The following is a 17,643-nucleotide window of genomic DNA, read 5'->3' on the forward strand; positions in this document are numbered from 1 at the left end:
CCGTGACGCGCCTGCTCCGGTACCTGCTCATCGTCGGCGGCGCCGTCGTCAGCATCCTGCTGTTCCTGCTGGCCTCGGCGTCGGAGAATTCCAATTCCTTCGAGCGCAACTATCCCTGGCTGCTGATCCTCAACGCCGTGGTCGCCGCTGCGCTGCTCGGCCTGGTCGTGCTGCTGCTGGTACGGCTGTACAAGCGCTACCGCCGCGGCAAGTTCGGCTCGCGACTGATGGCGCGGCTAGTGCTGCTGTTCGCCGTGATCGGCATCCTGCCCGGCGCGGTCATCTACACCGTCTCGGTGCAATTCGTCTCGCGCTCGATCGAATCGTGGTTCGACGTGCGTGTCGAATCGGCGCTGGAAGCCGGCCTCAATCTCGGCCGCACCGCGCTCGATTCCTCGCTCAGCGAATTGCGCGTCAAGGCATCCAATATGGCGCTGGAGCTGTCCGACATGTCGGACGCGACGCAGATTACGCAGCTGTCGCGCATGCGCGACCAGAATCTGCAACAGGATGCACTGATCGTGACCGGCAACGGCCAGATGGTCGCCAGCGCCGGCACGCAACTGAATGCGCTGCTGCCCGATTTCCCGAGCGCCGAGATGCTGCGTCAGGCTCGACAGACGCGCGGCTATGCCGCCATCGAAGGCAATGCCGACTTCCAGGACAGCAATGCACCCGCCGCCGAGACGAACACGATCACCTCGCCATCGCCGAATCCGGCCGGCCTGCGATTGCGCGTTGTCGTCGAGATCCCGACCTCTGTCCGCGCCATGGCGCTGCAGAACGAACCGCGCTATCTGCAACTGATGCAGCCGGTACCCACGCAGCTGGCCGTGAATGCCGAAGCACTGCGCGTGGCCTACAGCGAATATCAGGAACGCTATCTGGCGCGCACCGGCCTGCGCAAGATCTATATCGTCACGCTGACACTGACACTGCTGCTGGCAATCTTCGGCGCAATAGCTGCCGCCTTCCTGATCGCCAGCGATCTCGCCAAACCGCTGCTGCTGCTGGCCGAAGGCACCAAGGCGGTGGCCGAAGGCAACCTGTCGCCGCGCCCCATCATCGCCACCTCGGATGAACTGGGCACACTGACGAAATCGTTCAACACGATGACGCGCCAACTGGCGGACGCGCGTGCCTCGGTCGAGAAGAACCGTTCGGAACTGGAAGCGGCCAAGGCCTATCTGGAATCGGTGCTGGCCAACATGTCGGCCGGCGTCATGGTGCTGGACCGCAATTTCAAACTCGTCACCTGCAACGAATCGGTGGAACGCATCCTGCAGCGCGACTTCGCACAGCATGCCGGCAAGCCACTGCAGGATATCGACGGCCTCGGCACATTCGCGCAGATCATCACGCAATCGTTCTCCGCGCAAAGTGCGCAGTCGGTCGCCGTCGGACACGATGCGGAAAACCTGCACTGGCAGCGCCAGATCGACATCCCGCGCGATAGCGATGTCGAAGGTGAAAACGATATCTCGCTGCTGGCGCGCGGCTCGCGCCTGCCGGCAGTGCGCGACGGCGGCTATGTCGTCGTGTTCGACGATATTTCCGATGTGATCTCGGCGCAGCGTTCGATCGCCTGGGGCGAAGTCGCTCGACGCCTGGCGCATGAAATCAAGAATCCGCTGACGCCGATCCAGCTGTCGGCCGAACGGCTGCAGATGAAACTGGGCGGCAAGCTCGGCGAGACCGATGCGCAAGTGCTGGAACGCAGCACCGCCACCATCGTCAGCCAGGTCGCAGCAATGAAGCGCATGGTCGACGATTTCCGCGACTACGCGAAGACGCCTCCCGCCGTGCTGTCACCGCTGGATCTGAATGCGCTGATCGAAGAAGTCCTGCATCTGTATCTTGCCGGTGACGACCGCGACATCATTCACGCCACGCTGGCCGAAGGATTGCCGCACATCATGGGCGATCAGACGCAACTGCGGCAAGTCATCCACAACCTGCTGCAGAATGCACAGGATGCCGTTGCCGAGAAAGCGAACGCAAAGGAAGCGGCCACGGAGAACGCCGCCGTCAGTACCGAGCGCCCACGTGCGGATGTGCCGCGTATTGATATCATTACCGAAGAAATCCACTATCGCAGCTCCGACGGCGCCGTCAGCAATGCAGTGCAACTGACGATCAGCGACAACGGTCCCGGCTTCTCGCCCAAGATCCTGGCGAACGCTTTCGAACCCTACATCACGTCGAAACCGCGCGGCACCGGACTGGGCCTGCCGATGGTCAAGAAGATCGTCGAAGAGCATGGCGGGCGTATCGACATCCGCAATCGCGCCAGCACCAGCGGTGCCAAGGTGGCGATTTTGCTGTTAAAGTTAGCTCCTTGATCAAGGCTACTGCGAGACGACAGGGCGGGAAAAGAACAAAAGTGGCAATCAAGTTGAGAGAGGTGAGCACATGGCCAATATTCTAGTTGTCGACGACGAGATGGGAATCCGTGAATTGCTGTCCGAAATCCTCGGGGATGAAGGACACGTCGTGACGGCTGCGGAGAATGCGCGGCAAGCGCGCGAAATGCGCGCCATGGAAAAACCGGATCTGGTGCTGCTCGATATCTGGATGCCGGATACCGACGGCGTCACACTGCTGAAGGAATGGCAGCGCGACGGCCTGCTGACGATGCCTGTCATCATGATGTCCGGCCACGCGACGATCGACACCGCCGTCGAAGCCACGCGCATCGGCGCACTCAACTTCCTCGAAAAGCCGATTTCCCTGCAGAAACTGTTAAAGGCCGTGCAGCAAGGTTTGACGCGCGGACAGGAAGTGCCGCGTCCGGCTGCAATGCCCGTGCGCGCACCAATTGCACAGGATACGCAGCATCATGCAGGCGCACTCGACAAACAACCGCTGACCGCACAACCGGCAGGCCCGATGTATTCGACTGCAGCGCCCGCCGCCTTGATGCCGGCCGAAACGCCGTTCTTCACCGCATCGTTCGAACTGCCGCTGCGCGAAGCGCGCGATGCCTTCGAACGCGCTTACTTCGAGCATCATCTCGGTCAGGAAGGCGGCAGCATGACGCGCGTCGCCGAAAAGACCGGACTGGAACGCACGCATCTGTATCGCAAGCTCAAGCAACTCGGTGTCGAGCCCGGCAAGATCGCCAAACGAGGCGCATGATCTGGAGCGCATGACCGTCACATCGCTGGTCACCGGCAAACGCGCCGCACAACGCGAAGCCGCCATCGCCGCCCTGCTGGATCCGGACCAATCCACGGCCGTCATTCTCGAAGGCCTTTCCGACGGCAACGACATTCTCGCTTCCCTCTCGTCTCCTCGCCTGAACGTTGTTCGCATTGCTCCCGGCTGCATGCATTGCATCGGCAATCTGGTCATGCGCGTCACGCTGAATCGCATATTGCGCGATCCGCCACAACGCCTGTTCATCAGCGTCGCCAACGACGAACACATTGATCAGCTACGCGCCTTCCTTGCCGCGCCACCTTACGACGCACTGCTGGCACTGACCGACAATATCGTCTCCGCATCTTCCTGACACAGACGTACGCTCCGGTCGCAGATGCAATCCTCCATACATCATGTTCGCCCGCCTTCCCCCACATCGCCGCAACCACATCACCGGCCTGTCAGATTGGCTTGCACAACAGTCATGCCACATTGGCAATGCGCACTTGCGCGATCCGCATTCAACCTTTTCGACATCCAGCCGTTAATCAAATTAAGGGCGCAATCAAGGCAGCACCTTCGACGCGCATCTTGAAATCGCCCGACACTGGCGCCATGTTCCTATCAGCGCAATGCAATTGATTGCGATTGCCACAGGAGAAACGAATGAACCTGATCTACAACAGCGACCAGTACAGCGTAGTGGAATTCGGTGCGGATGAAGAGCGCGACGCCTTGCGTTTCGGCGGCTATGAAATTCTCGACAAACCGACGCAACGCGAGATATTCATCAGCGGCGCGATGGCGGAATCCTTCCGCCGGAACGTGCGCGAACTGATCGCTACCGAGCCGAGCGAAGAGGAAATCGACGACTTCCTCGGCAATTACGATCAGATGATGAGCCAGCCGATGACTTTTCACTAAGTCCGCGCTCGCATACAATCGCCAAGAGCCTGCGCCTGCATCGATCGGACGCGATCGGGCAGGCGCATTTTTCATGGCAACCGGATTTCTTGCCGACGCGCGATGCACGCCAACTCTTCTCCCATCTTCAGCCGCCAGACCGAGGCCCATGCGCAATTGCAGGCGACTGTCGCGCGTCACATCGCGCATCCGTTCCGCAAACCCGTCACTGCCTACAACCGCAACGCCTTCGAACATGGGATAGCAGCGTGGCAGGCTAAAGGTGGCAAGCCGCTGATCATCGACGCCGGCTGCGGCGTCGGCCTGTCGACGCTACATCTGGCAACGCAATTCCCCGACCATTTCGTTATCGGCGTCGACCAATCCGCCGATCGCATCGCACGCAATACGCAATGGCCCGGCGACATGCCAGAGAACTTCGCCTGGGTGCGTGCCGACCTGGTCGATTACTGGCGCCTGCTGCTGCAGGAAAACATCCATCCGGTCCGCCACTACATTCTTTATCCGAATCCGTGGCCGAAGATCGGTCATCTCGCGCGGCGCTGGCATGGACATGCAGTATTCCCAACCATCGTCGCACTCGGCGGCGTGCTCGAATGCCGCAGCAACTGGCAGATCTACATCGACGAATTCGCGACGGCGCTCACGCAAGTCAGCGGTATTCCGACGCACTGCGAACCGTTCGCAGCCGAACAGCCGATCACGCCATTCGAGCGGAAATATCGCGATTCCGGGCACGCGCTCTGGCGCTGCCGCATCCAGCTGTCGCAACCGGATACGGCGTCCGTCGCTTCCGTTCGTGCTACCGTGTAGGTCGCTGCTTCTCCATCTGTTTTATCGTTTTCTTCATCATTCTTTACCCGCATCAGATATGTGCCAGCTTCTCGGAATGAATTGCAACGTGCCGACCGATATCGTGTTCAGCTTCACCGGTTTCGCCACGCGCGGCGGCGGTACCGATCATCATGCGGATGGCTGGGGCATCGCCTTCTTCGAGGGCGCGGGCGTACGGCATTTCGTCGACTATCAGGCAGCCATAGAGTCGCCTATTGCCGACCTGATCCGGCGCGTACCGATCAAGTCGAAGAACGTCATCGCGCATATCCGCAAGGCGACACAGGGCCGCGTGGCACTGGAAAACTGCCATCCGTTCGTGCGCGAACTGTGGGGGCGTTATTTCGTGTTTGCGCACAATGGCGACCTGAAGAATTTCACACCGGAGTTGAACGGGCCATATCAGCCGGTCGGCACCACCGACAGCGAACGCGCGTTCTGCTACATCCTGCAGCAACTGCGCCGCCGCTTCGGCGATGCGCCACCGCTGCTGACCGACCTGACGGTGGCCATAAGCGAACTGACCAGCGAAATCGCCGGTCACGGCACGTTCAACATGATGCTGTCCGACGGCTCCGCATTGTTTGCGCACTGCTCGACCAGCCTGCACTACATCGTGCGCCAGTATCCGTTCTCCGAAGCAGTATTGAGCGACCAGGACATGAAAGTGGACTTCTCGGAAGTGACGACCGCCAACGATCGCGTCGCCGTCATCGTGACAGAACCGCTGACGACCAACGAGACATGGACGCCATTTGCCACCGGCGAACTGAAGGTGTTCATCGACGGTCAGCCCGTGGCATGAACGAGGTGCAAGGCCATGAAAAAAGCCGGGCAATGCCCGGCTTTTCGTTTGTACGATCAGGAAAAAGTATCAAGAGAGATTCGGCGCCAGCCAGCGTTCGATGTCTTCCTTGCTCACACCACGCCGCGCAGCCATGTCGACCACCTGATCGTCACCGATCTTGCCAACGACGAAATACTTGGCCTCCGGATGCGCGAAGTAGAAACCAGACACCGATGCGCCGGGGAACATCGCATACGAATCCGTCAGTTGCATGCCGACGTCTTCCGCCTGCAGCACGCGGAACACGTCCTTCTTTACCGTATGTTCCGGGCAGGCCGGATAGCCCGGTGCCGGACGGATGCCGCGATATGCTTCCTTGATCAGTTCGGCATTGCTGAGATGTTCATCCGGCACATAGCCCCACAGATCGGTACGCACGCGTTCGTGCAGGTATTCTGCGAAGGCCTCGGCCAGACGATCGGCCAATGATTTCAGCATGATCGACGAATAGTCGTCGTTCGCTTCCTCGAAACGCTTTTCATACTTTTCGATGCCGAGTCCGCCGGTTACCGCAAACATGCCGATGTAGTCGGCGATGCCAGAAGATTTCGGCGCAATGAAATCGGACAGGCACTGGTTCGGACGCGGCACACCATCGATCACCGGCTTCTCGGTCTGCTGGCGCGCACCGTAATAGGTGAACGCGACCTGCGTGCGCGACTCGTCCGTATAGATTTCGATGTCGTCGTCGTTGACCGTATTGGCCGGCAGCAGCGCGATTGCGCCGTTCGCCGTTAGCCAGCGGCCGTCGATGATTTTCTTCAGCAGATCCTGACCTTCTTCGAAGACCTTGCTCGCCGCTTCACCGACCACTTCGTCGGTCAAAATCGCCGGGAACGGGCCTGCCAGATCCCAGGTCTGGAAAAATGGACCCCAGTCGATATAGCGCGCGATCGTCGCCAGATCGACGTTCTTGAATTCGCGGCGGCCGATGAACTTCGGCTTGACCGGCGCTTCCTTGCCCAAAAAAGAAAGCTTCATCTTGTTGGCGCGCGCCTGCTCCAACGACAGCATCGGCACCGCCTTCTTGTTCGCATGCTGTTCGCGGATGCGGTCGTAATCGGCGGCAATTTCGGCAACGTATTGTTCGCGCTGTTCCGGTGTCAGCAGCGATTGCGCGACCGATACCGAACGCGAGGCGTCCGGCACGTAGACGACCGGGCCTTCGTAGTTCGGCGCAATCTTCACCGCCGTATGCGCACGACTGGTCGTGGCGCCACCGATCAGCAGCGGCATTTTCAGTCCACGGAAGTATTCGTCGCGCTGCATTTCCTTGGCGACGTAAGCCATCTCTTCGAGCGACGGCGTAATCAGGCCGGACAGACCGACGATATCCGCGTTCTCTTCCTTGGCCTTCGCGAGGATTTCGGAACACGGCACCATCACGCCCATGTTGACGACTTCGAAGTTGTTGCATTGCAGGACCACCGACACGATGTTCTTGCCGATGTCGTGCACGTCGCCCTTCACGGTTGCGATGACAATCTTGCCCTTCGGCTTGCTGACGATGCCGGTCTGCTCTTCCAGCAGGCGCTTTTCTTCCTCGATGAACGGAATCAGGTGCGCCACCGCCTGTTTCATCACGCGCGCGGACTTCACCACCTGCGGCAGGAACATCTTACCCTGGCCGAACAGGTCACCAACCACATTCATGCCATCCATCAGCGGGCCTTCGATCACGTGGATCGGACGGCCGCCATCGTTCATGACCTGTTGCCGTGCTTCTTCCGTATCCTCGACGATCCATTGCGTGATGCCATGCACCAGCGCATGCGACAGCCGCTGCTGCACGGTGCCGTTGCGCCATTCCAGCGTCGCCTCTTCCTTCTTGTCGCCGGCTTTCAGCGAAGCAGCGAATTCGATCATGCGCTCGGTTGCATCCTCGCGGCGGTTCAGCACAACGTCTTCGACGCGCTCGCGCAGCTCGGCTGGCAAATCGTCATAGACGCCGACCATACCGGCGTTGACGATGCCCATCGTCATGCCGGCCTTGATCGCGTGATACAGGAAGACCGTGTGGATCGCCTCACGCGCCGGGTCGTTGCCACGGAAGGAGAAGGACACGTTGGACACGCCGCCGCTGATCTTCGCATGCGGTAGATTTTCCTTGATCCAGCGTACCGAGTTGATGAAATCGACTGCGTAGTTGTTGTGTTCCTCGATGCCGGTCGCGATCGCGAAGATGTTCGGATCGAAGATGATGTCTTCCGGCGGGAAGCCGACCTTGTCGACCAGCAAGCGATACGCGCGTTCGCAGATCTCGATCTTGCGCTCGAAGGTATCCGCCTGCCCTTTTTCGTCGAAGGCCATCACGATGACGGCGGCGCCATAGCGGCGGCACAGCTTGGCTTCGTGCAGGAATTTTTCCTCGCCCTCTTTCATCGAGATCGAGTTGACGATGGACTTGCCCTGCACGCATTTCAAACCGGCTTCGATCACCGACCATTTCGACGAGTCGATCATGATCGGCACGCGCGCGATGTCCGGTTCCGACGCAACCAGATTCAGGAAGCGCGTCATCGCCGCCTGCGAATCCAGCATCGCCTCGTCCATGTTGATGTCGATGACCTGCGCGCCATTCTCGACCTGCTGGCGTGCGACTGACAGCGCCTCATCGTACTGCTCGTTGATGATCATGCGCGCGAAGGCTTTCGAGCCGGTGACGTTAGTGCGTTCGCCGACGTTGATGAACAGCGACTGCTCGTCGATGACGAAAGGCTCCAGCCCCGACAACTTCATCGTCGGCTCTACCGTCGGCACCACGCGGGGCGAAATGCTGGCAACGGTTTGCGCAATTGCGCGGATATGGTCCGGCGTCGTGCCGCAGCAGCCGCCGGCGACGTTGACGAAACCGCTTTCGGCGAAATCCTTCAGCAGCGACGACGTGACGTCCGGCGTTTCATCAAAGCCGGTATCGCTCATCGGATTTGGCAAACCCGCATTCGGATAGATGCAGACGTAGGTATCGGCAATCTTCGACAGCTCTTCCGCGTAGGGACGCATCAGCGCCGCGCCAAGCGCACAGTTCAAACCGACCGTCAGCGGTTTCGCATGGCGTACCGAATGCCAGAATGCCGGCACCGTCTGGCCGGACAGGATGCGGCCCGATGCATCGGTCACCGTGCCCGAGATCATGATCGGCAGACGCTTGCCCGTCTCTTCGAAGAAGGTGTCGATCGCGAACAGCGCAGCCTTGCAGTTCAACGTATCGAAAATGGTTTCGACCAGCAGCACGTCAGCACCGCCTTCGACCAGGCCCCGCGTCTGTTCCAGATAAGCGGTTACCAGTTGATCGAAGGTGACGTTACGTGCGGCCGGATCGTTGACGTCCGGCGAAATCGACGCGGTCTTCGGCGTCGGGCCGAGCGCGCCGGCGACGAAGCGCGGCTTGTCCGCAGTCGAATACTTGTCGCAAGCGGCGCGCGCCAGCTTTGCCGACGCCACGTTCATCTCGTAGGCGAGATGGCCCATGTGGTAATCGTCCTGCGCCACCGTGGTCGCACCGAAGGTGTTGGTTTCGATCAGATCGGCACCGGCCGCCAGATACTGCTCGTGGATTTCGCTGATGACGTCCGGCCGCGTCAGCGACAGCAGTTCATTGTTGCCCTTGACGAACAGCTCCTTGCCGGGAACGCTGAAATCCGCAAACCGCTGGCCGCGGTAATCCTCTTCCGTCAACTTGTAGCGCTGGATCATCGTACCCATTGCGCCATCCAGGATCAGGATGCGCTGCGCCATCAGGTCGCGCAACAGGGCTTCGGTATCGGGGAGAGTGTCGCGTTTCATCGTGTGTTCTTATGATTTAGTCATGAATGCGGCGCCATAAATGCAAAAACCCGGTCTGCAACGGGACCGGGTTTTCACCAACGCCGCTTTAGCAGTATTTATATGGAGCCATGCTCCGCGCCCGCAAGCTGGTTTGACCTTTCAGAATCAAATCGGCGCAGGGAAATTATACGTGCAATCGACGGTTGCGGTAATCCGCTGCCTTGTACGGCCTTGAGAAACGAAGTCAGACAAGCTACGCGGCCTTACCGCATTTAACGGAAACTGCCGCCCTCCAGCGGGAATCCCTTCAGGAATTCGGCAGCCGACAGGCGCTTGCCGCCCGGCTTCTGCAACTCCCGCACGCGCAACGCGCCTTCACCACAAGCAACCAGCACGCCATCCTGCGGATTGGCCGCGATCACCTGCCCCGGTTGCCACGCGCCGCAATCGACCGGTTCGGCACACCAGAACTTGACGGCCGTGCCGTCGAATTGCGCGGCCGCGCCGGGGAAGGGATTGAATGCGCGGATCTTGCGTGCCAGTTGCTCTGCCGGTTGACTGAAATCGAGCGCCGCCTCGTCCTTGGCGATCTTGGCCGCATAGTTGGCGCCGGCTGCCGGTTGCGGCGTGGCCGGCAACGCACCCTGCTGCTCCATGCGGCGCAGCGTATCGACGATCATGCGACCGCCCAGCGCGGCCAGCTTGTCGTGCAGCGTGGAGGTCGTGTCGTCGGCCGCAATCGGCAGGCTTTCCATCGCCAGCATCGGGCCGGTATCGAGATCGAGTTCCATCTGCATGATGGTGACGCCGGTCTCGGCATCGCCGGCCTCGATCGCACGATGGATGGGCGCGGCGCCACGCCAGCGCGGCAGCAGCGAAGCGTGGATGTTGATGCAGCCCAGCGGCGGGATATCCAGCACCGATTGCGGCAGGATCAGCCCGTAAGCCGCCACCACCATTACATCGTGCGGCGTAGCCTGCAACAGCTCATGCGCTTCGCGCGCGATGTCCGGATGTTTGCCGTCCAGCCGCAGCGACACCGGTTGTGCCACCGGAATGCCGTGTACCTGCGCGAACTGCTTGACGGCCGATGCGTGCAGTTGCATGCCGCGTCCGGCCGGACGATCGGGTTGCGTCAGCACGAGCGGAATCTCGAAACCTGCGTCGTGGATCGCGGCCAGCGCGACCGCGGCGAATTCCGGCGTGCCGGCGAAGATGATTTTCATGACGGCGATTGTAGTACGACGGTCGCCGAAAACGAACCGGTATCGACGCAGGATGGTGCGCAATACCGCACGGCAATCCGCCGGCGGCGCGAAGAAGAAATCCGGCGGATTAACGGGCGGCGGCAGTACGCGTCTGGCTGCGCGCCAGTTCGCGTTCTTCCTTCAGCATCTTGGTCTTGATGCGATTGCGCTTCAACGGCGAAAGGTATTCGACGAAAACCTTGCCCTTCAGGTGATCCATCTCGTGCTGGATGCAGACCGCCAGCAGGCCGTCGGCCTCCAGTTCGAACGCCTTGCCGTCGGCATCGAAGGCGCGCACCTTGACGCGCGCCGGACGCTCGACGCCGTCGTAAATGCCGGGTACCGACAGACAGCCTTCGTCGTAGACCTGCTTTTCGTCGCTGGCCCAGAGGATTTCCGGATTGATGAAAGCGCGCAGATCGCTGCGGTTTTCAGAGGTATCGATGACGATGACCTGCTCGTGCACGTCGACCTGCGTCGCCGCCAGGCCGATGCCCGGCGCGTCGTACATGGTCTCGGCCATGTCGGCGACCAGCTTCTTGAGACGTTCGTCGAATTGGGTCACCGGCTTGGCAGTCTTGTGCAGGCGCGGGTCGGGATAACGCAGGATGTTCAGTATGGACATACGGGTTTTTGTGCAACAGGATGACTGCAGATGGTGCAGTCTTCTTGCTGTTTCAAGGATTTATGTGCAGAATTTGATTCAATTTGGCAAGTTTTTTCACGAAGCAATTGTTTCGTAGGCAACCTGCTGCTGCACAGTAATGGCGTCACAATTGGTCAAGCTCAACCGGACAAACCATGAAAAATTCTAGCACAGCTGCACTTTTCCTCGCTCTCGCCACCACCGTTTTCCCCGCCCTCGCTTCCGCCCAGACCACGACATCCGCCGTCGCCGCCAGCGCGCGCTGCGCCTTCCGGGCAAATGCGCCGGATCAGCATGTCGTGGTGAAGGGCGATACCTTGTGGGATATCTCTGGAAAATTCCTGCAGCATCCGTGGTGCTGGCCGAAAGTGTGGGACATGAACCGGGAAGACATCCGCAATCCGCACTGGATCTATCCGGGCCAAATCGTCTACTTCGACCGTGTCGCCGGCCGCCTGCGTCTGGGCAAGCCGGTGGGCGATGGCAGCGGCGTGCCGACCGTCCGCCTGTCGCCGCAGGTGCGCAGCAACGAACTGCCGGCCGACGCCATTCCTTCCATCCCGATGGGCGCCATCGAGCCTTTCCTGTCCAAGCCGCTGGTCATCGAGGAAACCGAACTGAACAATGCGCCGCGCATCGTCGCCACGCAGGAAGGCAGCGTCTATATTTCCGTCGGCGCGAAAGCCTATGTGCGCGGCGACCTGAAAGGCGCGACGACTTTCGACGTCTTCCATCCGGGCAAGCCGCTGAAGGATCCATCCACCGACCAGATCCTCGGCTATGAAGCCGTCTACCTCGGCACGCTGCGCCTTGTGCGCGCCAGCACCTCGGAAAGCGAGCCGCATACCTTCATCGTCGTCAACAGCAAGGAAGAAATGGGCGTGGGCGACCGCATGGTGCCGCAGGAACCGACGCCTATCGTCAACTACGTGCCGCATCCACCGGAACAACAAGTCGTCGGCCAGATCATGTCGGTCTACGGCGGCGTCAAGCAGGCCGGACAAAACCAGATCGTCACCATCAATCGCGGCGCCAAGGACGGCCTGGACCGCGGCAGCGTGCTGCAGCTCTATCGCCTCGGCATGATGATGAAGGACACCACCGATCCGGAAAAAGCCGTGATGAAACTGCCTGACGAACAATACGGCGATCTCTTCGTCTTTCGCGTCTTCAACCATGTCTCCTATGGCCTGATCATGGAAGTACGCGATACCGCACAGGTCGGCGACATCGTCCGTTCGCCCGAATAACCACCGCATTTCCCGACCACGGCGCGCGATAAGCGCGCCGTCGTTTTTTCACCTTCTCAACCGCCTCCGTCTACCGCTTTTTACATCCATTCATTCCCGTACGCTCATGTCGTCATCCGAGGAACTGTCCCACTGGCTGCGTCTGATGCAGACGCCCGGCGTCGGCCCCGAAACGGCACGCCGCCTGCTGGGCGCGTTCGGCCTGCCGGAGAACATCTTCACGGCATCGCTGCCGGCCTTGCGCCAGTTCGTACCGGAACGCATCGCGCAGGCGCTCGCCGCCGCACCTTCCGCAGAAGCCGTCGCACACATTGCGCGAACATTGGAATGGATTGAACAACCCAGCAATCGCGTGCTGACGCTGGCAGACGACGACTATCCGGCAAACCTGCTGGAAATCGCCGATCCGCCCATCCTGCTGTACGTAAAGGGCCGCGTCGAACTGCTGTCGCACCCCGCGATCGCCGTCGTCGGCAGCCGCAACGCAACGGCGCAAGGCATCGCCAACGCAGAACGCTTTTCCGAAGCACTGGCGCAGGCCGGCCTGACCGTGATTTCCGGTATGGCTTCCGGCATCGACACCGCCGCGCATCAAGGCGGTTTGCTGGCAACGCACGGCAACGGCGGCTCGACGGTCGCCGTCATCGGCACCGGCGCCGACATCGTCTATCCGGCACGCAACCGCGCGCTGGCGCACCGCCTTGCCGAAGCAGGCTGCATCGTCAGCGAATACCCGCTCGGCATGCCGGCAATCGCCGCCAATTTCCCGCGCCGCAATCGCATCATCAGCGGCCTGGCGCGCGGCGTGCTGGTGATCGAAGCTGCGCTGCAATCCGGATCGCTGATCACGGCGCGCATGGCGGCCGAACAGGGACGCGACGTGTTTGCGATTCCCGGCTCCATCCATTCGCCGCTCGCCAAGGGCTGCCATCAATTGATCAAGCAGGGCGCGAAACTGGTGGAATCCGCACAGGATGTACTGGAAGAATTGCGCTATCTGCCTGCTGCATCATCCGTGCCGAACGGCTCCATCTCGGATACGGCCACGGATGACGCTTCCCTGTCATCTTCATCTGCGCTCGACGATGCCTGCGCACAAGTATTGCAAACGATGGGCTTTGATCCGGTCGATGCCGATACGCTGGCGGTGCGCTGCGGTTTCGACATTGCCGCCATCCAAACGCACCTGTTGTCGCTGGAGCTGGCTGGCGCAGCGGAAATGCTGCCGGGAGGCATGTATCGCCGCGTTGCATGATGTCCGCCTTCCGGTGCTTTGTCTCCAACTCTTGTCTGATTCCTGCTTCAAATTCCTGCTCTTCTTGTCGCGCAGACATCGTTCGATGCCATGCCGCCATCTTTCCTTGATCGCGCGGCAACGACATTTCCATTCGGACATCGCGCGACTGCAACAAAATATTTCCGTCGCTGTCGACATCCGGGAATTTCGGGTATCCTAGATTCCAGTAAGCGCTGTCTTTGATCTGCCGCTGTCGTACCACCTCTTTGTATCTGTTCGTTGAAGAGCGTGATTCAAACGCATCCGATCCCGATGGCATCTCAGGGTGCCGTCTCAACCCTAGCGCTACGGTGACGCCATGTTCGACGTTCTAGTCTATCTGTACGAAACCTATTACCGCCCCGACGCCTGCCCCGATTCCGAAGCGCTGACGAAAAAACTGTCCGCCATCGGCTTCGAGGAAGAAGAAATAGCCAAGGCACTCGGCTGGCTGACGGATCTGGCGGAAACCAACCACGAATTCATCGATTCCACGCCGCATCAGACGGCCTTCTCGTTCGGCTTCCGCATCTATGCGGACCGCGAGATGGATGTCATCGGCACGCCGGCCATCGGCTTCATCCAGTTCCTTGAATCGGCCAAGCTGATCGATGCAGTCCAACGCGAGATCGTCATCGAACGCGCGCTGGCCGTCGGCGAATCGCCGATTTCGCTCGACAAGCTGAAAGTCATTGTGCTGATGGTGCTGTGGAGCCAGGGCAAGGAACCCGACAGCCTGATCTTCGACGAACTCTTCGTCGACGAAGACGACGCCGAACCGCGCCTGCTGCACTGAAATCTCTTCTTTCACATGTCCGGCCGCTCGGCCGGACATGCCTCTTCGGCAACATCCTGCCGGCCAACGCACCATTGCCGCACCAACATCTGTTGCTTCGCTTGCGATTTTCGTCGCAACCCGCTTATCATTGGCTCGCTTGACAGCCGGGCAACTATATATATTAGGCAGTGCTTGAAAAAACCTGCCGCCACCAGCAAGTTGGCAGGCCGTCCGCCGCCGGGGCGCTATCCGGCACTTCTTTCGAGACCATTTCAACATGACAAAATCCCTCATCATTGCCGAGAAGCCATCCGTCGCGAACGACATCGCGAAGACGCTCGGCGGCTTCACCAAGCACGATGAGTACTTCGAATCCGACGAATACGTGCTGTCGTCGGCGGTCGGTCACCTGGTCGAAATTGCAGTGCCGGAAGAATACGACGTCAAGCGCGGCAAATGGACCTTCACGCACCTGCCGATGATTCCGCCGCACTTCGCGCTCAATCCGATCGCCAAGACCGAATCGCGCCTCAAGGTGCTGAACAAGCTGATCAAGCGCAAGGATGTGACGACGCTGATCAACGCATGCGACGCGGGCCGCGAAGGTGAACTGATCTTCCGCCTGATCGCGCAGTACGCAAAAGCCAAGCAGCCGGTCAAGCGTCTGTGGCTGCAATCGATGACACCGACCGCAATCCGCGAAGCGTTCAAGAACTTGCGCGACGATCAAGAAATGTTGCCGCTGGCCGATGCCGCACGCAGCCGCAGCGAAGCCGATTGGCTGATCGGCATCAACGGCACGCGTGCGATGACTGCCTTCAACTCGAAGGAAGGCGGCTTCTACCTGACGACGGTGGGCCGCGTGCAGACGCCGACACTGTCGATCGTGGTCGAGCGCGAAGAAAAGATCAAGAAATTCGTGCCGCGCGATTACTGGGAAGTGCGCGCCGAATTCGTCTGCGCTGCCGGCATCTATCAAGGTCGCTGGCTGGACACCAAGTTCAAGAAGGACGAGACCGATCCGGAGAAACGCGCCGAGCGCCTGTGGAGCAAGGCCGCGGCCGAATCCATCGTCGCCGCCTGCCGCGGCAAGATCGGCATCGTCACCGAAGAGTCGAAGCCGACCACGTCGATGGCGCCCGCGCTGTTCGACCTGACCAGCCTGCAGCGCGAGGCGAATGCGCGTTTCGGCTTCTCGGCCAAAAATACGCTGGGCCTGGCGCAGGCGCTGTACGAAAAGCACAAGGTGCTGACCTATCCGCGTACCGATTCGCGCCATCTGCCGGAAGACTACCTGCCGACCGTGCTGGAAACGCTGGACGTGCTGGCCGAGAACAACAACTACCACCAGTTCGCGAAACAGATCACGAACAGCAAGTGGGTCAAGCCGAACAAGCGCATCTTCGACAACACGAAGATCAGCGATCACTTCGCGATCATCCCGACCACGCAGGCGCCGAAGAATCTGTCCGAGCCGGAACAGAAACTGTACGACCTCGTCACACGCCGCTTCATGGCGATCTTCTTCCCGGCTGCCGAATTCCAGGTGACGACGCGCTTCACCGAAGTCTCGGGCCACAAGTTCAAGACCGAAGGCAAGGTGCTGACCAACCCCGGCTGGCTGGCTGTCTACGGCAAAGACGTGGACGAAGAGAAGGATGGCGAAAGCAGCGGCAACCTGGTGCCAGTCGCCAAGGACGAAAAGGTGCAGACCGAATCAGTGGTCGCCAACGGCCTCGTCACCAAACCGCCGGCACGCTATTCGGAAGCCACGCTGCTGTCGGCAATGGAAGGCGCCGGCAAACTGGTCGACGACGAAGAGCTGCGCGATGCAATGGCAGGCAAGGGCCTCGGTACGCCAGCCACGCGCGCAGCCATCATCGAAGGCCTGCTGACGGAAAAATACCTGCTGCGCGAAGGCCGTGAACTGATTCCGACGGCGAAAGCCTTCCAGCTAATGACGCTATTGCACGGCCTCGGCGTCGACGAACTGACCGAGCCGGAACTGACCGGCGAATGGGAATACAAGCTGGCGCAGATCGAACGCGGCAACATCAGCCGCGAGGAATTCATGCGCGAGATCGCGCAGATGACGCAGATCATCGTCAAGCGCGCAAAGGAATACGACAACGATACGATTCCCGGCGATTACGCGACGCTGACGACGCCGTGCCCGAACTGCGGCGGCGTGGTGAAGGAAAACTATCGTCGCTTCGCCTGCACCAACTGCGAATTCTCGATGACGAAAGTGCCGGGCGGACGTCAGTTCGAAATTGCGGAAGTAGAAGAACTGCTGACCAATCGCACCATCGGCCCACTGCAGGGCTTCCGCTCCAAGATGGGCCGCCCGTTTGCCGCCGTGCTGAAGATTTCACGCGACGAGGAAATCAAGAACTACAAGCTGGAGTTCGATTTCGGCCAAAGCAATGACGATGAAAACGCCGAACCGGTAGATTTCAGCGGGCAGACACCGGTTGGCCCGTGCCCGAAATGCAGCGGCAACGTCTACGAACAGCCGCTGTCCTACATCTGCGAAAACTCGGTCGCCAAACCCAAGACCTGCGATTTCCGCAGCGGACGCATCATCCTGCAGCAGGAAATCCTGCCGGAACAGATGCGCAAGCTGCTAAACGACGGCCGCACCGATCTGCTGCCGAGCTTCGTCTCGCAGCGCACGCGCCGCGCGTTCAAGGCTTATCTGGTCAAGGGCAAGGACGGCAAGGTCAGCTTCGAATTCGAGCCGCGCAAGGAAAAGGCGTCGGCGAAAGGCAAGGCTGCCACAGAAACGGACAAGGCCGACGCAGCAACCGATGAATCGGCCAAGGCCGCACCGGCCAAGAAAACTGCAGCGAAAAAAGCCACTGCAAAGAAAGCGCCTGCCAAGAAAGCAGCGGCCAAGAAGACATCCAAGGCAGCATAAGTGACATGA

13 protein-coding genes are annotated in these 17,643 nt (G+C 60.2%); 10 read left to right on the forward strand and 3 right to left on the reverse strand.

Annotated elements, in window-relative coordinates; all coding sequences use genetic code 11:
• Positions 1-2 precede the first annotated feature (2 nt).
• The 6 genes from ACO1VH_RS12065 (at position 3) to ACO1VH_RS12090 (ending at position 5,707) form a co-directional block, all read left to right on the forward strand.
• Positions 3-2,342 carry a sensor histidine kinase gene (locus ACO1VH_RS12065; RefSeq protein WP_486244722.1) on the forward strand — a complete coding sequence of 780 codons (2,340 nt, stop codon included), beginning with the start codon at positions 3-5 and terminating at the stop codon, positions 2,340-2,342.
• 70 nt (positions 2,343-2,412) lie between these two features.
• On the forward strand, positions 2,413-3,138 hold the full coding sequence (locus tag ACO1VH_RS12070; RefSeq protein WP_486244723.1) for a response regulator: 726 nt from the start codon (positions 2,413-2,415) through the stop codon (positions 3,136-3,138).
• Positions 3,139-3,148: 10 nt separating this feature from the next.
• Positions 3,149-3,514 (forward strand): GTPase, encoded by a 366-nt coding sequence (locus ACO1VH_RS12075; protein ID WP_486244724.1) that lies wholly within the window; start codon positions 3,149-3,151, stop codon positions 3,512-3,514.
• Positions 3,515-3,810: 296 nt separating this feature from the next.
• Positions 3,811-4,068, forward strand: coding sequence for a BTH_I0359 family protein (locus tag ACO1VH_RS12080; protein WP_486244725.1), 258 nt, complete (start codon positions 3,811-3,813; stop codon positions 4,066-4,068).
• A 102-nt stretch (positions 4,069-4,170) separates the two neighbouring features.
• Positions 4,171-4,881 carry a tRNA (guanine(46)-N(7))-methyltransferase TrmB gene (trmB, locus tag ACO1VH_RS12085; protein ID WP_486244726.1) on the forward strand — a complete coding sequence of 237 codons (711 nt, stop codon included), beginning with the start codon at positions 4,171-4,173 and terminating at the stop codon, positions 4,879-4,881.
• Between the two features lie 58 nt (positions 4,882-4,939).
• On the forward strand, positions 4,940-5,707 hold the full coding sequence (locus ACO1VH_RS12090; RefSeq protein WP_486244727.1) for a class II glutamine amidotransferase: 768 nt from the start codon (positions 4,940-4,942) through the stop codon (positions 5,705-5,707).
• A 69-nt stretch (positions 5,708-5,776) separates the two neighbouring features.
• On the opposite strand, the gene metH is transcribed toward ACO1VH_RS12090, so the two are convergent.
• The 3 genes from metH to def all read right to left on the reverse strand — a co-directional run bounded on the left by metH (position 5,777) and on the right by def (position 11,389).
• Complete coding sequence (gene metH, locus ACO1VH_RS12095; protein WP_486244728.1) at positions 5,777-9,535, reverse strand: methionine synthase; 3,759 nt, start codon at positions 9,533-9,535, stop codon at positions 5,777-5,779.
• A 254-nt stretch (positions 9,536-9,789) separates the two neighbouring features.
• Positions 9,790-10,743: a methionyl-tRNA formyltransferase gene (gene fmt / locus ACO1VH_RS12100; protein WP_486244729.1), complete on the reverse strand. Its 954-nt coding sequence runs from the start codon at positions 10,741-10,743 to the stop codon at positions 9,790-9,792.
• Positions 10,744-10,852: 109 nt separating this feature from the next.
• A complete protein-coding gene (gene def / locus ACO1VH_RS12105) occupies positions 10,853-11,389 on the reverse strand; it encodes a peptide deformylase (protein ID WP_486244730.1) in 537 nt (178 codons plus the stop codon).
• A 176-nt stretch (positions 11,390-11,565) separates the two neighbouring features.
• Between def and ACO1VH_RS12110 the strand changes: the two genes are divergently transcribed.
• The 4 genes from ACO1VH_RS12110 to ACO1VH_RS12125 all read left to right on the forward strand — a co-directional run bounded on the left by ACO1VH_RS12110 (position 11,566) and on the right by ACO1VH_RS12125 (position 17,634).
• On the forward strand, positions 11,566-12,660 hold the full coding sequence (locus tag ACO1VH_RS12110) for a LysM peptidoglycan-binding domain-containing protein (protein WP_486244731.1): 1,095 nt from the start codon (positions 11,566-11,568) through the stop codon (positions 12,658-12,660).
• A 106-nt stretch (positions 12,661-12,766) separates the two neighbouring features.
• On the forward strand, positions 12,767-13,915 hold the full coding sequence (gene dprA, locus ACO1VH_RS12115) for a DNA-processing protein DprA (protein WP_486244732.1): 1,149 nt from the start codon (positions 12,767-12,769) through the stop codon (positions 13,913-13,915).
• Positions 13,916-14,255: 340 nt separating this feature from the next.
• Entirely contained in the window at positions 14,256-14,732 is a 477-nt protein-coding gene (locus ACO1VH_RS12120; protein ID WP_486244733.1) for a Smg family protein, read from the forward strand.
• 259 nt (positions 14,733-14,991) lie between these two features.
• Positions 14,992-17,634, forward strand: coding sequence for a DNA topoisomerase III (locus tag ACO1VH_RS12125; RefSeq protein ID WP_486244734.1), 2,643 nt, complete (start codon positions 14,992-14,994; stop codon positions 17,632-17,634).
• Positions 17,635-17,643 lie beyond the last annotated feature (9 nt).

It is taken from the genome of Oxalicibacterium sp. (assembly GCF_057353965.1).

Bases quoted from the DNA above. Each gene is read 5' to 3' on its own strand.
- ACO1VH_RS12070 (WP_486244723.1), top strand. From the start codon at position 2,413: ATGGCCAATATTCTAGTTGTCGACGACGAGATGGGAATCCGTGAATTG.
- ACO1VH_RS12075 (WP_486244724.1), top strand. From the start codon at position 3,149: ATGACCGTCACATCGCTGGTCACCGGCAAACGCGCCGCACAACGCGAA.
- ACO1VH_RS12080 (WP_486244725.1), top strand. From the start codon at position 3,811: ATGAACCTGATCTACAACAGCGACCAGTACAGCGTAGTGGAATTCGGT.
- trmB (WP_486244726.1), top strand. From the start codon at position 4,171: ATGCACGCCAACTCTTCTCCCATCTTCAGCCGCCAGACCGAGGCCCAT.
- ACO1VH_RS12090 (WP_486244727.1), top strand. From the start codon at position 4,940: ATGTGCCAGCTTCTCGGAATGAATTGCAACGTGCCGACCGATATCGTG.
- metH (WP_486244728.1), bottom strand. From the start codon at position 9,535: ATGAAACGCGACACTCTCCCCGATACCGAAGCCCTGTTGCGCGACCTG.
- fmt (WP_486244729.1), bottom strand. From the start codon at position 10,743: ATGAAAATCATCTTCGCCGGCACGCCGGAATTCGCCGCGGTCGCGCTG.
- def (WP_486244730.1), bottom strand. From the start codon at position 11,389: ATGTCCATACTGAACATCCTGCGTTATCCCGACCCGCGCCTGCACAAG.
- ACO1VH_RS12110 (WP_486244731.1), top strand. From the start codon at position 11,566: ATGAAAAATTCTAGCACAGCTGCACTTTTCCTCGCTCTCGCCACCACC.
- dprA (WP_486244732.1), top strand. From the start codon at position 12,767: ATGTCGTCATCCGAGGAACTGTCCCACTGGCTGCGTCTGATGCAGACG.
- ACO1VH_RS12120 (WP_486244733.1), top strand. From the start codon at position 14,256: ATGTTCGACGTTCTAGTCTATCTGTACGAAACCTATTACCGCCCCGAC.
- ACO1VH_RS12125 (WP_486244734.1), top strand. From the start codon at position 14,992: ATGACAAAATCCCTCATCATTGCCGAGAAGCCATCCGTCGCGAACGAC.